Source organism: Streptomyces sp. Q2, from assembly GCF_056820935.1.
The window spans coordinates 184,858-198,203 of record NZ_JBXEJE010000020.1 but is presented as its reverse complement, the minus strand read 5'-3'; the positions used below and the strand labels follow the sequence as shown (position 1 = coordinate 198,203).

At 72.2% G+C, this 13,346-nt stretch carries 13 protein-coding genes; 11 read left to right on the top strand and 2 right to left on the bottom strand.

Going from position 1 to position 13,346, the window contains the following annotated elements; genetic code table 11:
* Positions 1-227: 227 nt before the first annotated feature.
* Positions 228-1,202 carry an AraC family transcriptional regulator gene (locus ACWBNA_RS23625; RefSeq protein ID WP_482706487.1) on the bottom strand — a complete coding sequence of 325 codons (975 nt, stop codon included), beginning with the start codon at positions 1,200-1,202 and terminating at the stop codon, positions 228-230.
* 92 nt (positions 1,203-1,294) lie between these two features.
* On the opposite strand from ACWBNA_RS23625, the gene ACWBNA_RS23620 reads away from it, so the two are divergent.
* Positions 1,295-2,164 carry an NmrA family NAD(P)-binding protein gene (locus tag ACWBNA_RS23620; RefSeq protein ID WP_482706486.1) on the top strand — a complete coding sequence of 290 codons (870 nt, stop codon included), beginning with the start codon at positions 1,295-1,297 and terminating at the stop codon, positions 2,162-2,164.
* 104 nt (positions 2,165-2,268) lie between these two features.
* Here the strand turns inward: ACWBNA_RS23620 and ACWBNA_RS23615 are convergent, their stop codons facing one another.
* Entirely contained in the window at positions 2,269-3,420 is a 1,152-nt protein-coding gene (locus ACWBNA_RS23615; protein ID WP_482706485.1) for a YihY/virulence factor BrkB family protein, read from the bottom strand.
* A 146-nt stretch (positions 3,421-3,566) separates the two neighbouring features.
* Here ACWBNA_RS23615 and ACWBNA_RS23610 point away from each other — a divergent pair, with 146 nt between their 5' ends.
* The 10 genes from ACWBNA_RS23610 (at position 3,567) to cysD (ending at position 13,345) form a co-directional block, all read left to right on the top strand.
* The gene (locus ACWBNA_RS23610) at positions 3,567-5,201 is read left to right on the top strand and encodes an acyl-CoA dehydrogenase family protein (protein WP_482706484.1); all 1,635 of its coding nucleotides are present in this window, start codon (positions 3,567-3,569) and stop codon (positions 5,199-5,201) included.
* 337 nt (positions 5,202-5,538) lie between these two features.
* Complete coding sequence (locus ACWBNA_RS23605; RefSeq protein ID WP_482706483.1) at positions 5,539-6,828, top strand: GAF domain-containing protein; 1,290 nt, start codon at positions 5,539-5,541, stop codon at positions 6,826-6,828.
* A 206-nt stretch (positions 6,829-7,034) separates the two neighbouring features.
* Positions 7,035-8,312, top strand: a complete 1,278-nt coding sequence (locus ACWBNA_RS23600; protein WP_482706482.1) for a hypothetical protein — start codon at positions 7,035-7,037, stop codon at positions 8,310-8,312.
* A 17-nt stretch (positions 8,313-8,329) separates the two neighbouring features.
* On the top strand, positions 8,330-8,902 hold the full coding sequence (locus tag ACWBNA_RS23595) for a GNAT family N-acetyltransferase (RefSeq protein ID WP_482706481.1): 573 nt from the start codon (positions 8,330-8,332) through the stop codon (positions 8,900-8,902).
* Between the two features lie 127 nt (positions 8,903-9,029).
* Positions 9,030-9,113 (top strand): putative leader peptide, encoded by an 84-nt coding sequence (locus ACWBNA_RS23590; protein ID WP_349817346.1) that lies wholly within the window; start codon positions 9,030-9,032, stop codon positions 9,111-9,113.
* Positions 9,114-9,242: 129 nt separating this feature from the next.
* On the top strand, positions 9,243-10,940 hold the full coding sequence (locus tag ACWBNA_RS23585; protein WP_482706479.1) for a nitrite/sulfite reductase: 1,698 nt from the start codon (positions 9,243-9,245) through the stop codon (positions 10,938-10,940).
* A complete protein-coding gene (locus ACWBNA_RS23580; RefSeq protein ID WP_482706478.1) occupies positions 10,937-11,125 on the top strand; it encodes a hypothetical protein in 189 nt (62 codons plus the stop codon). Before ACWBNA_RS23585 ends, ACWBNA_RS23580 begins: the two co-directional genes overlap by 4 nt.
* The gene (locus ACWBNA_RS23575) at positions 11,122-11,829 is read left to right on the top strand and encodes a phosphoadenylyl-sulfate reductase (protein ID WP_482706477.1); all 708 of its coding nucleotides are present in this window, start codon (positions 11,122-11,124) and stop codon (positions 11,827-11,829) included. The genes ACWBNA_RS23580 and ACWBNA_RS23575 overlap by 4 nt, the downstream gene beginning before the upstream one ends.
* On the top strand, positions 11,829-12,401 hold the full coding sequence (cysC, locus tag ACWBNA_RS23570; protein WP_482706476.1) for an adenylyl-sulfate kinase: 573 nt from the start codon (positions 11,829-11,831) through the stop codon (positions 12,399-12,401). Before ACWBNA_RS23575 ends, cysC begins: the two co-directional genes overlap by 1 nt.
* Positions 12,398-13,345: a sulfate adenylyltransferase subunit CysD gene (cysD, locus tag ACWBNA_RS23565; RefSeq protein WP_482706474.1), complete on the top strand. Its 948-nt coding sequence runs from the start codon at positions 12,398-12,400 to the stop codon at positions 13,343-13,345. Before cysC ends, cysD begins: the two co-directional genes overlap by 4 nt.
* Position 13,346: the final 1 nt, after the last annotated feature.

Here is a 13,346-nt window from a genome sequence, read left to right as displayed (position 1 = left end):
GCGCACCGGCGGTCGCGGCCCGCTGCGGCGCCTCGACGGCATCGTCAAGTCCCGCGGGCAGGCCCTGGGCCCGGCCGGCGCCGGCCTGGGGGCTGCGCGGCGGCAGTGTGGCCTCCGCCCTCGTCGGTGCGAGCGGCGCGCAGCAGCTGGGGGACGGCGACTCACGTACACCCTCCCGTGTCTCGGCCGGCCCCGCCGACAGCCCTCCCTCCCTGGGCCGGCCGTCCCTACGCCACGCGCGTCCGGTGCTCCTGCGGGCTCACCCCGTACACCCGTTTGAAGGCGCTGGACAGGGCGAACGCGCTGCCGTACCCGATCCGGCGGGCGATCGCCTCAAGGGTGTCGTCGGTGTCGCGGAGGCGGTCAGCGGCGAGGGCGAGGCGCCAGCCGGTGAGGTACGTCATCGGGGGCTCGCCGACGAGTTCCGTGAAGCGGCGGGCCAGCGCGGCCCGGGACACCCCGGCCTTCGCGGCGAGGGAGGCCACCGTCCAGGGGTGGGCGGGGTCGTCCTGGAGCAGGCGGAGCACCCGGCCGACGACGGGGTCGGCGAGTGCCGCGTACCAGGCTGGTGGCGCCGCCTCCGGGCGGGCGAACCAGGCGCGGAGCGCGGCGATGACCAGCAGGTCGAGGAGGCGGTCCAGGACGACCTCCTGGCCGGGTTCGTCGCGCACGACCTCCTCCATGAGGACGGGCGTGAGCGCGCACCGCCACATGTCGGACGTCAGGTGGAGCAGCGGCGGCAGCGCGTCCAGCAGTCGGCCGCTGATCTCGCCCCGGACCTGGTACGTCCCGATCAGCATCATCGTGGAGCCGTCGGGCCGGTCGCCCCAGCTGCGTACGCCGATGTCCATGGACCCGTTGAGCGGCCGTCCGTCGGGGTAGCGGCACTCGGCGCCCGGCAGGATCACCGCCTGGGGCGGGGTGCCGGGGGCGTCGGCGCAGGTGTACGGGTCGGGGCCGCGCGCGATGGCGAGCTCGCCGGCCCGCAGCCGCACCCGCTCCCCCGCGTCCGGCACGATCCAGGCCTCGCCGCGGACCACCAGCATCACCGTCAGCGGGGCGCGGTCCTCGACACGGACCGCCCACGGCGGATCGAAACACGCACGGATCATGAAGGCGCCCCGGGCCCGGGGTCCCTCCAGGAGGCCTGCGAGGGGGTCCCCTCGCGTGAGCGTGGTCGAGCGTGGGGGCGGCGCGTCCATGGCGTCAGCGTAGACGCCTGCGCATGGGAATGAGCCGTTCGGCGATGGGCTGTTGCAGCCCGCGGCCGTTGACTGAAGACATGACCGAAGACATGACGGAACGCACAGCGAACACGGCGGACACGGCGGACACGGCGGACGCGCAGAACATGACGGTGGTGGTGACCGGCGCCTCCGGGCGTACCGGGAGGCGGGTCGCCCGGGCCGCGCGGGCGGCCGGGCTGACGGTGCGGGCCGCGTCCCGCGCCCAGGGCTTCGACTGGGAGGACCCGGCGACGTGGGCGGACGCGCTCCGGGACGCGGACGCGGCGTACCTGGTGTACCCGTCCGACGTCGGCGCCCCCGCGGCGGCCGAGGGGATCGGCGCGCTCGCCCGGGAGGCGGTCGGTCTGGGCGTACGACGGCTGGTGCTGCTGTCGGCGCGCGGCGAGGAGCAGGCGCTGCCGGCCGAGGAGGCGCTGACGCGGTCGGGCGCGGACTGGACGGTCGTACGGGCTGCGTGGTTCGCGCAGAACTTCAGCGAAGGTCCGCTCGTGGAGGGGCTGCGCCACGGGGAGCTGGTGTTCCCGGCGGGTGAGGTGCGGGAGCCGTTCGTCGACCTGCGGGACGTCGGAGAGGTGGTCGCGGCGGTGTTGGCGTCCGGGGACCGGTATGCGGGGCGGACGCTTGAGCTGACCGGGCCGCGGCTGCTGACCTGGCGGGAGGCGGTCGCGGAGATCTCCGGGGCGACCGGCGTCAAGGTGACGTACACGCCGGTGCCGGTGCGGGCGTACGGGGAGACGCTGGCGGGGTTCGGGGTGCCGCCGGAGGAGGTGGATCTGCTGATGGAGGTGTTCGAGGGTCTGATGGACGGGCGTAACGCCCGGCTGACCGATGACGTGCGTCAGGTGCTGGGGCGGGAGGCGCGGGACTTCGGGGAGTTCGTGCGGGAGGCCGCGTCGGCGGGGGCGTGGGAGGTGTAGCGGGAGCGCCGCGGGCGTGCGGGAGCTGCCGGCCTCGGGTCCGTCCTGGCTGGTCGCGCGTGCTTCCCCGCGCCCCTCGGGGAGGCACGCCCGGTCCGCGGCCTCTAGGAGCCCTCCGGCTTGTGCGGGGAGTGGGGGTGGGTGCTCTTCACGTGGGTGCGCAGGCGGGACGTCACGTCCTCCGGCGGCAGGAAGCGCGACCAGCGCTCCGGGAACTCGGAGGGCATGTCGGGGTCGTCCGGGTCGTCCGGGACCGACGCGCGGGCCGCGGTGGCGCGGGCGACGTACTCGGCGACCTGCGCCTCGCGCAGCCGTTCGTTGGCGGCGCGGGCCGCGGCCGTCGCGGCGGCCGGCCAGACCCGGTCGATCGCGGCGTTGACCGCGGCGCCGACCAGGACGGCGAACGCGGACACGCCGATCCACAGCAGGACGGCGACGGGCGCGGCGAGGGAGCCGTAGATGGTGGGGCCCTCGACGGTGTTGGTCAGGTAGATGCGCAGCAGGAAGCTGCCGAGGACCCACATGCCGAGGGCCACCAGGGCCCCGGGCACGTCCTCGATCCACGGGGAGCGGACGGGGACGGAGACGTGGTAGAGCGTCGTGAGGAAGACGATGGACAGCACGATGACGACGGGCCAGTAGAGCACCTGTACGACGGTCTCGGACCACGGCACGATGTTCACCACGGCGTCCGGCCCGGCCACCATCAGCGGCAGCGCGACCGAGCCGATCAGCAGGGCCACGATGAACAGCAGGAAGGCCATCAGGCGGGTCTTGACGATGCCGCGGACGCCGTCGAGGCCGTACATGACGGTGATGGTGTCGATGAAGACGTTCACGGCGCGGGAGCCCGACCACAGGGCGAACAGGAAGCCGATGGAGATGACGTCGGGCCGGCCGCCCTTCATCACGTCGTGCAGGATCGGCTGGGCGATCTCGGTGACGCCTTTGTCGGACAGGATCGTGCGCGAGGCCTCGAGGAGGTTGGTCTCCAGGCTCGCGATGGTGTCGGCGCCGGTCCAGTCGTCGACGTAGCCGAGCAGCCCGATCATGCTCAGCAGCAGCGGCGGCACGGACAGCAGCGTGAAGAACGCCGCCTCGGCCGCCAGGCCCAGGATCCGGTACTCCATGCACGAGTTGACCGTGTCCTTGATCAACAGCCAGGCGGTCCTACGCTTCGAGACGTTCCGATAGAGGGCACGCGCCCGGTGGAGGCGGCCGGCGGGCGGCTGAGGGGATTCACTTGCTGGCTGCACGAACCAAAGGTATCCGTCGTGCCTGGCTGTGCTCATCCCCCAGGGGCCCCGGCCCGGCAGGGACGCGTCGGTCCGCGCCATCCGGGCCCCGCGGACCGGCCGCCGCGTCGGTGTGATGACGTCCGCCGTGCGGGTAGGTTCGCTCCATGGCAGGCAGCACCCACACCGTGACCAACCAGCCGCCGCCGTTGGCCGGCTACGACGCGTTCACCGCCGACCGGGCCCTGACGGCGGCGGTGGACCGGCACACCGCCCCTGATCTGCTCGACGAGGTGCGCGGTGAGCTCGCGGCGCTCGGCCGGGCCTGCGGCTCGGCGCAGGTGCAGGAGTGGGGGGCGCAGGCGAACGAGAACCCGCCCACCCTGCGCACCCACGACCGCTACGGGCGGCGCGTCGACGAGGTCGACTTCCATCCGGCCTGGCACCGGCTGCTCGGCAAGGGTGTCTCGGCGGGCCTGACCTCGGCCTGGTCCCGGCCCGCCGGGCACGTGCGGCGCGCGGCCGCCTTCCTGGTGTGGACGCAGGCCGACGCCGGCAACCTCTGCCCGCTGTCCATGACGCACGCGGCGGTGCCCGCGCTGCGCACGGATCCCGCTCTCGCCGCCGTGTGGGAGCCCCGGCTGACCTCGATGGTCTACGACCGGGAGCTGCGGCCGGCCCGGCTCAAGGCCGGGGCGCTGTTCGGGATGGGCATGACGGAGAAGCAGGGTGGCAGCGACGTACGGGCCAACACGACGGTCGCCACCCCCCTCGCCGAGGCCGGGACGTACCGGCTGACCGGGCACAAGTGGTTCTGCTCGGCGCCGATGTCGGACGGGTTCCTGGTGCTCGCGCAGGCCGCGCAGGGGCTGACGTGTTTCCTGGTGCCGCGGGTGCTGGAGGACGGCGCCCGCAACGTCTTCATGATCCAGCGGCTCAAGGACAAGCTGGGCAACCGGTCGAACGCGTCCGCCGAGGTCGAATTCGACGGGACGTGGGCCCGCCGGGTCGGTGAGGAGGGGCGCGGGGTGCGCACCATCATCGAGATGGTGGCGGCGACCCGGCTCGACTGCGTCCTCGGCTCGGCGGGGCTGATGCGGCAGGCCGTCGCGCAGGCGGTGCACCACTGCACGCACCGCGAGGTGTTCGGCGGCAAACTCGTCGACAAGCCGCTGATGCGCAACGTCCTGGCCGATCTCGCCCTGGAGTCCGAGGCGGCGACCACGCTCGCGCTGCGGCTCGCGGCGGCCTACGACGACGGCGGCGAGCAGGAGCGGGCGTTGCTCAGGATCGCGGTGCCGGCCGCCAAGTACTGGGTGACCAAGCGGTGTACGCCGGTGACGGTCGAGGCGTCCGAGTGCCTGGGCGGCAACGGGTACGTCGAGGCGTCGCAGATGCCGCGGCTGGTCCGCGAGTCGCCGCTCAACTCGGTCTGGGAAGGGGCCGGGAACGTCCAGGCCCTCGACGTGCTGCGCGCGCTGCAACGCGAGCCGACGGCGCTGAACGCCTATCTCCAGGAGGTCGGCAAGGCACGCGGCGCCGACCACCGCCTGGACGCGGCGATCAAGGACCTGCTGACCGAACTCGCGGATCTGGAGGGCGTCGAGGCCCGGGCCCGACGGCTGACCGAGCGGCTCGCGCTGGTGCTCCAGGGGTCGCTGCTCGTGCGGTACGCGCCGCCGGAGGTCGCGGACCTGTTCTGCGCGTCCCGCCTGGGCGGCGACGCGGGCGCGGCCTTCGGAACGCTGCCGCACAGTCTGGATCTGGCGTCGGTGGTGGAGCGGGCCCGGCCCGAGACGTGACCGCGTCGTCCGGCGGCGGCCCGCCGGGTGGCCTGATCGGCGTAGGTCCGTACCCGTACGGCGCGGGGGTGGTGCTGCGCCGACACGGCACCACCCCCGCCACTGGCCCCTTGGAGCCATGTGCGCCGCACTGGGCGGCATCGCTCAAGTTTCGAGCACGGCAGGGCAGTCCACCAGGGTTGCAGAGGGTTGCAACTTGTGGGCGTCTGTGTGCGGACTGTGTCCCTCCGACTCGGGCAGGCGGCACTATGAGACGGACAGTCAGGACGGACTTTCGGACCGTGGCCGGAAAACCACCGCGAACCGGTTGTCCCGAGCGCTTCTTCCGGGAGGTCCCGTGGCACTCTCGCCGGCCGACGTGACGCAGCTGGCCGCCGTGGACTCGGCGCGTGCGGCGCGGGTACTCAGCGAGGTCCGCTCGGCCACGCTCTCCGGGCAGCGCGCCCCGGTCGCGCCTCGGCCGGTGATCGAGGAGTCCTGGGGGCGCATGCTGCGCGGCGGCGTCGATCCCGAAAACGGATTCCGGTCGGGGCTGCTGTCCCGCGATGAGGTGCAGCGGCGCCGTGAGACGACGGCCCTCAAGCACGTGCTGCCGGTGCTGCGGGAGGGACTGTTGTCGGTCGCGGACGTCGCCCACCACATCATGGTGGTCGCCGACGAGCAGGGCCGGGTGCTGTGGCGCGAGGGCAGTTCGCCCGTGCTGCGCAAGGCCGACGGGCTCGGCCTCGAACTCGGCGCCGACTGGCGGGAGGACATCGTCGGCACCAACGGCGTGGGCACCCCGGCTGTCGTACGGCGTCCCGTACAGGTCTTCGCCTCCGAGCACTTCGTACGCTCGCACGCCAGTTGGACCTGTACCGGCGCGCCCATCACCGACCCGCGGGACGGCCGGCCGATCGGCGTGGTGGACGTGAGCGGGCCGCTGGAGACGATGCACCCGGCCACGCTCGCCTGGGTCGACTCGGTGGCCAAGCTCGCCGAGGCGCGGCTGCGTGAGCTGCACGTGTCCTCGCTGGAGCGACTGCGGGCGGTGGCCGCGCCAGTGCTGGCCCGGCTCGCCGGCCGGGCCGTGGTGGTGGACCAGGACGGCTGGACCGCGGCGGTGACCGGAATGCCGTACACGAACCGGATCGCGCTGCCCAGATCGCTGTCACCGGGCCGCCGGTGGCTGCCGTCGCTCGGGCTGTGCGCGCTGGAACCGCTGCCGGGCGGCTGGCTGATCCGGGCCGCCGACGAGCCGGTGCCGCGGGGCGTCACCCGGATCGTGCTGGACCTGACGCGGCCGCGTCGCTGGTCGGTGACGGCGTCGGGCCCGGCGGGTTCCTGGAGCCATGAACTGAGCCCTCGGCACGCCGAGTTGCTCTATCTGCTGGCTCTGCACCGCACCGGCCGCAGCGCGGCGGGCCTGGCTGAGGACCTGTTCGGCGATCCGGCTCGTACGGTGACCGTGCGGGCCGAGATGTCCCGGGTACGGCGCTATCTCGGAGGGCTTCTGGAACACCGACCGTATCGATTCTGCGAGGACGCCGACGTCGAGGTGCTCCTCCCGGCCGACCCGCACGACCTGCTGCCCTGTTCGACCGCGCCGACGGTGCTGGCGGCACGGGTGTCCGCCGAGACGGACTGAGCGGCTCACCGCCCGCCGCAGCGACCGTACGAGCGGTCCGAGCGGTCCGAGCGGTCCGAGCGACCCAGGAGGGCATCTTCCGCATAATTGCCGTTCTTCGTCCGCTACCGCCCCCACTGCCGTAGCATCCCTCTACGGGTCACCCCACCTGCTCCTCGGTCAACGTACGGATCATCAGGCGCAGTTGGCCCGCCTCGGGAGGACGAATGAAACAACGCGGGAGACACCGTCGCCGCAGGCGGGGCAGGGCGCTGCGCGCCTTCCTCGCCGGGACCGCCCTCGCTCTGACCGGCGCCGCCACCCTGATAAGCGCCTCGCAGGCCACGAACAGCGAGGACCCGGGCGCGCTGAAGCCGGTCACCTCGTCCGAGCGGATCGCCGCCCTGCGGCTCCAGGAACAGCGGGTGCCCGAGGCCACGCTCGACCGCCTCGCCTCGTCGATGGGCCGGCCCGTCGGTGTCGGCGCGGTCCTCGAGGACGCCGACCGCACGCTGCGCGCCGCATCCGACTGCCCGGCCGAGGACCTCAAGACGCTGCCCGTCGAACCGGCGGCCACCCGCGCCCAGTGCTGGGACGCCGCCGACACCCGCTCCTGGCAGCCGGGGGCGGTCACCACCTCCGGCGACGCGGACGACGACGGCCTGTGGGGCCAGAACCGTGTGATCCTCTCCGGCTGGTCGCAGAACGCCACGGCGTCCGGCCACGGCCTGGCCCGGGTCGCCTTCGTCGACGCGAACGACCTGGACCGCCTCACCTACACCTGGGTGCTGCTCACCGTCCCGGTCGACGGCGGGCGCGACTACCGGGCCCTCGACTCCGACGTCTCCGGGATGGTCTGGTACCAGGACAAGCTGCTGGTCACCGCGGCCGACGGTCTGTACGCGTACGACATGAACCGCGTCCAGCGCGCGACCGTGGTCAGCACGGCCGTCGGCCGGGTGCGGGGCGGCTGGTCGGCGCACGGCGCCCGGTTCGTCCTGCCCGCCGTCGGCTCCTACCGTCCGGGCGGCACCGCCGCCGACGCCGGCCCGGGGGGCCTGTCCCTCGACCGCAGCACGTCGCCCGACAGTCTCGTCGCGAGCGAGCGGACCTCGGCGGACGGCGACGGGCCCGCGCTCCTGTGGCGCTACTCGTTCGCCACGGACCCGGCCCGCTCCGGTCTCCTGGCCACCGACTTCGAAGGACGCGCCGACGCCACGCAGGCGTACGAGACGAAGGCGGCCGACGTGCGGGGTGTGCTGTCGTACCGCTCCCAGTGGTATCTGAGCCGCGCCTCCGAGGCGCCGGACGGGCGTGGCACGCTGTGGCGACAGGACGCCGACCGCGCCGAGGCCACGCGGTGCGGGTCCGACGACACACAGCACTGCTGGAGTGCGCGTACGCCGTCCCTGTCGTACTGGGAGGCGACCGGCGAGGTCTGGTCCCAGTCGGGCCGGATGCTGTTCGCGCTGCCGCTCACCTCGATCGACAGATCACTGGGGTAGATGGTTCCCTGGCCGTCATGACCAACATCCCCGTGACCACCTGGTCCCTGGAGCAGACCGCCCCGACCGACCTCCTCCCGGCGGCCGCGCCGGAGGGGGACGTGCGGGTCGTGCGCTCCGAGGTCCCCTCGCCCGAGTTCAGCCGCTTCCTGTACGCGTCCGTCGGCGGGGACATCCGCTGGATCGACCGGCTGGGCTGGACGTACGCGCGGTGGCAGGAGCACCTGGGCCGGCCGGGCGTGGAGACCTGGGTCGCCTACGACCGGGGGACGCCCGCCGGGTACGTGGAGCTGGAGCCGCAGGACGACGGGGTCGTGGAGATCGCCTACTTCGGTCTGCTTCCGGCCTTCCGCGGACGGCGGATCGGCGGGCACCTGCTGTCGCGTGGCGTCGCCCGCGCCTGGGATCTCGCGGACCGCTGGCCCGGCCTGGCCGCGACCAAGCGGGTGTGGCTGCACACGTGCAGCCTCGACGGGGAGCACGCGATGGCCAACTATCAGCGCCGCGGCTTCCAGCTGTTCGACACCAAGGTCGAGGAGCAGCCCGAGGTGAGCGCCCCGGGTCCCTGGTCGGGTGCCTACCCCGCCTGACCTGCGCCGACAAGGTCTCCTTCGGTCCATGTGACCGAGAACACCCTCGTCTCACTCTTCGGGACAAGGGTGTCCACATGACGGACGAAGCTGGACTCTGTCCAGATCGCCATGACACGCTTCCGTCATGTCTGGAACTGGAATTGCCTTGGTGAGTCGGCGCCACGTCGACCTCGGCCGCATGTCCAGCGCCATCTGTCCGGTGCGCTGACGAGCCGTCGCGCCGCCCGACATTCCCCACTTTCGCCTCACTCCTGCGCAATGACGCGCATGTCCACCCATGCGCCCGCGCGCGCAGGTCAGAGCCGCTTTCCCGCCTGTCCCGAAGGACGTATCAACCATGGCCGCCACCCCGCAGAACCCTGCCGCCGCGACTCCCCGCCGCAAGGTGAGCCGTCACCGCGGTGAGGGTCAGTGGGCCGCGGGGCACCACACCCCGCTGAACGGCAACGAGCAGTTCAAGAAGGACGACGACGGTCTCAATGTGCGGACACGCATTGAGACGATCTACTCGAAGCGCGGCTTCGACTCGATCGACCCCAACGACCTTCGCGGCCGGATGCGCTGGTGGGGGCTGTACACCCAGCGCAAGCCCGGGATCGACGGCGGCAAGACCGCGATCCTGGAGCCGGAGGAGCTGGACGACAAGTACTTCATGCTGCGCGTCCGCATCGACGGCGGCCGGCTCACCACCCGGCAGCTGCGTGTGATCGGCGAGATCTCGCAGGAGTTCGCGCGCGGCACGGCGGACGTCACCGACCGGCAGAACATCCAGCTGCACTGGATCCGTATCGAGGACGTGCCCGAGATCTGGAACCGGCTCGAGGCGGTCGGTCTGTCCACCACCGAGGCCTGCGGCGACACCCCGCGCGTCATCATCGGCTCGCCGGTCGCCGGCATCGCCGAGGACGAGATCATCGACGGCACCCCGGCCATCGACGAGATCCACAGCCGGTACATCGGCAGCAGGGAATTCTCCAACCTGCCCCGCAAGTTCAAGACGGCCGTCTCGGGCTCCCCGCTCCTCGACGTCGCCCACGAGATCAACGACGTCGCGTTCGTCGGCGTCGAGCACCCCGAGCACGGCCCCGGCTTCGACCTGTGGGTCGGCGGCGGTCTGTCCACCAACCCGAAGATCGGCGTCCGGCTCGGCGCCTGGGTCCCGCTGGACGAGGTCCCGGACGTCTGGGCCGGCGTGATCGGCATCTTCCGCGACTACGGCTACCGGCGGCTGCGCACCCGCGCCCGCCTGAAGTTCCTGGTCGCCGACTGGGGCCCGGAGAAGTTCCGCCAGGTCCTTCAGGACGAGTACCTCAAGCGCGAGCTGGTCGACGGCCCCGCCCCCGCCCAGCCGGTGGAGCGCTGGCGCGACCACGTCGGCGTGCACCGGCAGAAGGACGGCCGCTTCTACGTCGGTTTCGCCCCGCGCGTCGGCCGCGTGGACGGCGCGACCCTGACGAAGATCGCCGAACTCGCCGAGGCGCACGGCTCGGGCCGGGTCCGTACCACCGTCGAGCAGAAGATGATCGTCCTCGATGTGGAGGAGCCGCAGGTCGAGTCGCTGGTCGAGGCGCTCGAGGCGCTGGACCTGACCGCCAAGCCCTCCCCGTTCCGGCGCGGCACCATGGCGTGCACCGGCATCGAGTACTGCAAGCTCGCCATCGTCGAGACCAAGGCGCGCGGCTCCCAGCTGATCGACGAACTGGAGCGCCGGATCCCGGACTTCGACGAGCCGATCACCATCAACCTCAACGGCTGCCCGAACGCCTGCGCCCGTATCCAGGTGGCGGACATCGGTCTCAAGGGCCAGCTCATGCTCAACGGCCAGGGCGAGCAGGTCGAGGGCTATCAGGTGCACCTCGGCGGCGCGCTCGGCCTGGAGGCCGGTTTCGGCCGCAAGGTGCGTGGCCTGAAGGTCACCTCCGAGGAACTGCCCGACTACGTCGAGCGCGTCCTCAAGCGCTTCCAGGCGGAGCGCGAGGACGGCGAGCGCTTCGCCGCCTGGGCCTCGCGCGCCTCCGAGGAGGCCCTCTCATGAGCGAGCGCGCAGCCCCCTTCTACTGCCCCTACTGCGGCGACGAGGACCTCCGGCCGAGCGAAGCATCGGAAGGCGGCCACGGTGCGTGGGAATGCGCGGCGTGCAACCGCGCATTCCAGTTGAAGTTCCTCGGGCTGCTCGCCCGTGGCCTTCAGCACTCCGAGGCAGGAGGAGACCAGATATGACGACGACTCAGGAAGAGCGCACGACAGCGGATCTCAAGGCGCTCGCCGAGCGGGCGGGCCGCGAACTGGAGGACGCCACCGCGCTGGAGATCCTCCAGTGGGCGGTCGACACCTTCGGCCCGCGCTTTTGCGTGACTTCCTCGATGGAGGACGCGGTGGTCGCCCACCTGGCGTCCCGCGTGCGCAAGGGCGTGGATGTCGTCTTCCTCGACACCGGCTACCACTTCCCCGAGACCATCGGCACCCGGGACGCGGTCGAGGCCGTGATGGACGTCAACGTCATCACGCTCACCCCGCGCCGCACGGTCGCCGAGCAGGACGCCGAGTTCGGCCCGAAGCTCCACGACCGCGACCCGGACTTGTGCTGCAAGATGCGCAAGGTCCAGCCGCTGGAGGAGGGCCTCACGAACTACCAGGCCTGGGCGACCGGTCTGCGCCGCGACGAGTCCCCGACCCGGGCGAACACCCCGGTCGTCGGCTGGGACGACAAGCGCCAGAAGGTCAAGATCTCCCCGATCGCCCGCTGGACCCAGGACGACGTGGACGCGTACGTCGCGGAGCACGGCGTCCTGACCAACCCCCTGTTGATGGACGGCTACACCTCCGTCGGCTGCGCCCCCTGCACCCGCCGCGTCCTGGAGGGCGAGGACGCGCGTGCCGGCCGCTGGGCGGGCCGCAACAAGACCGAGTGCGGACTGCACTGATGACGACCACCTCCGACCTACCCGAGGAGAAGCACGTGACGACCGGAGCCACCGTCTGGCTCACGGGTCTGCCGAGTGCCGGCAAGACCACCATCGCGTTCGAGCTGGCCGGCCGGCTGCGCGAGGAGGGCCACCTCGTCGAGGTGCTCGACGGCGACGAGATCCGCGAGTTCATCTCGGCGGGCCTCGGTTTCAGCCGCGAGGACCGGCACACCAACGTGCAGCGCATCGGCTTCCTCGCCGAGCTGCTCGCCCGCAACGGCGTCACGGCGCTGGTCCCGGTGATCGCGCCCTACGCCGACAGCCGCGAGGCGGTGCGCAAGCGCCACCAGGAGAGCGGGACGGCGTACATCGAGGTGCACGTGGCGACTCCGGTCGAGGTGTGCTCCGTACGGGATGTGAAGGGTCTGTACGCCAAGCAGGCCGCGGGTGAACTCACGGGGCTGACCGGGGTGGACGACCCGTACGAGGCTCCCGAGTCGCCCGACCTGCGCATCGAGTCGCAGGACCAGACCGTCCAGGAGTCCGCGGCCGCGGTCCACGCGCTGCTCACCGAGAGGGGACTGGCATGACGACGACCGTCGCCACGGTCAAGGGGGGCGAGGAGGGCACGGACAGCCCGTACGCCCTCTCGCACCTGGACGCGCTGGAGTCCGAGGCGGTGCACATCTTCCGCGAGGTGGCGGGCGAGTTCGAGCGGCCGGTGATCCTTTTCTCCGGCGGCAAGGACTCCATCGTCATGCTGCACCTGGCGCTGAAGGCGTTCGCCCCCGCGGCGGTTCCCTTCTCGCTGCTGCACGTGGACACCGGGCACAACTTCCCCGAGGTCCTGGAGTACCGCGACCGCACGGTCGACAAGCACGGGCTGCGGCTGCATGTCGCCTCCGTGCAGGACTACATCGACCGCGGTGTCCTCAAGGAGCGCCCGGACGGCACCCGCAACCCGCTGCAGACGCTGCCGCTGACCGAGAAGATCCAGGCCGAGAAGTTCGACGCCGTGTTCGGCGGCGGCCGCCGCGACGAGGAGAAGGCCCGCGCCAAGGAGCGGGTGTTCTCCCTGCGCGACGAGTTCTCCCAGTGGGACCCGCGCCGCCAGCGCCCCGAACTGTGGAACCTGTACAACGGACGGCACGCGCCCGGCGAGCACGTGCGCGTCTTCCCGCTGTCCAACTGGACCGAGCTGGACGTGTGGCAGTACATCGCCCGCGAGGGCATCGAGCTGCCGCAGATCTACTTCGCCCACGAGCGCGAGGTGTTCCGGCGGGCCGGCATGTGGCTGACCGCCGGCGAGTGGGGCGGGCCCAAGGACAGCGAGAGGGTCGAGAAGCGGCTCGTGCGCTACCGCACGGTCGGCGACATGTCCTGCACCGGCGCCGTCGACTCCGACGCGACCACGCTGGAGGCCGTGATCACCGAGATCGCCGCCTCCCGGCTGACCGAGCGGGGCGCGACCCGCGCCGACGACAAGATGTCCGAGGCCGCGATGGAAGACCGCAAGCGCGAGGGGTACTTCTAAC

Excerpts from the sequence above, each read along its gene's own strand:
- ACWBNA_RS23625 (WP_482706487.1), bottom strand. The coding sequence starts at position 1,202 with ATGGACGCGCCGCCCCCACGCTCGACCACGCTCACGCGAGGGGACCCC.
- ACWBNA_RS23620 (WP_482706486.1), top strand. The coding sequence starts at position 1,295 with ATGACGGAACGCACAGCGAACACGGCGGACACGGCGGACACGGCGGAC.
- ACWBNA_RS23610 (WP_482706484.1), top strand. The coding sequence starts at position 3,567 with ATGGCAGGCAGCACCCACACCGTGACCAACCAGCCGCCGCCGTTGGCC.
- ACWBNA_RS23600 (WP_482706482.1), top strand. The coding sequence starts at position 7,035 with ATGAAACAACGCGGGAGACACCGTCGCCGCAGGCGGGGCAGGGCGCTG.
- ACWBNA_RS23595 (WP_482706481.1), top strand. The coding sequence starts at position 8,330 with ATGACCAACATCCCCGTGACCACCTGGTCCCTGGAGCAGACCGCCCCG.
- ACWBNA_RS23590 (WP_349817346.1), top strand. The coding sequence starts at position 9,030 with ATGTCTGGAACTGGAATTGCCTTGGTGAGTCGGCGCCACGTCGACCTC.
- ACWBNA_RS23585 (WP_482706479.1), top strand. The coding sequence starts at position 9,243 with ATGGCCGCCACCCCGCAGAACCCTGCCGCCGCGACTCCCCGCCGCAAG.
- ACWBNA_RS23580 (WP_482706478.1), top strand. The coding sequence starts at position 10,937 with ATGAGCGAGCGCGCAGCCCCCTTCTACTGCCCCTACTGCGGCGACGAG.
- ACWBNA_RS23575 (WP_482706477.1), top strand. The coding sequence starts at position 11,122 with ATGACGACGACTCAGGAAGAGCGCACGACAGCGGATCTCAAGGCGCTC.
- cysC (WP_482706476.1), top strand. The coding sequence starts at position 11,829 with ATGACGACCACCTCCGACCTACCCGAGGAGAAGCACGTGACGACCGGA.
- cysD (WP_482706474.1), top strand. The coding sequence starts at position 12,398 with ATGACGACGACCGTCGCCACGGTCAAGGGGGGCGAGGAGGGCACGGAC.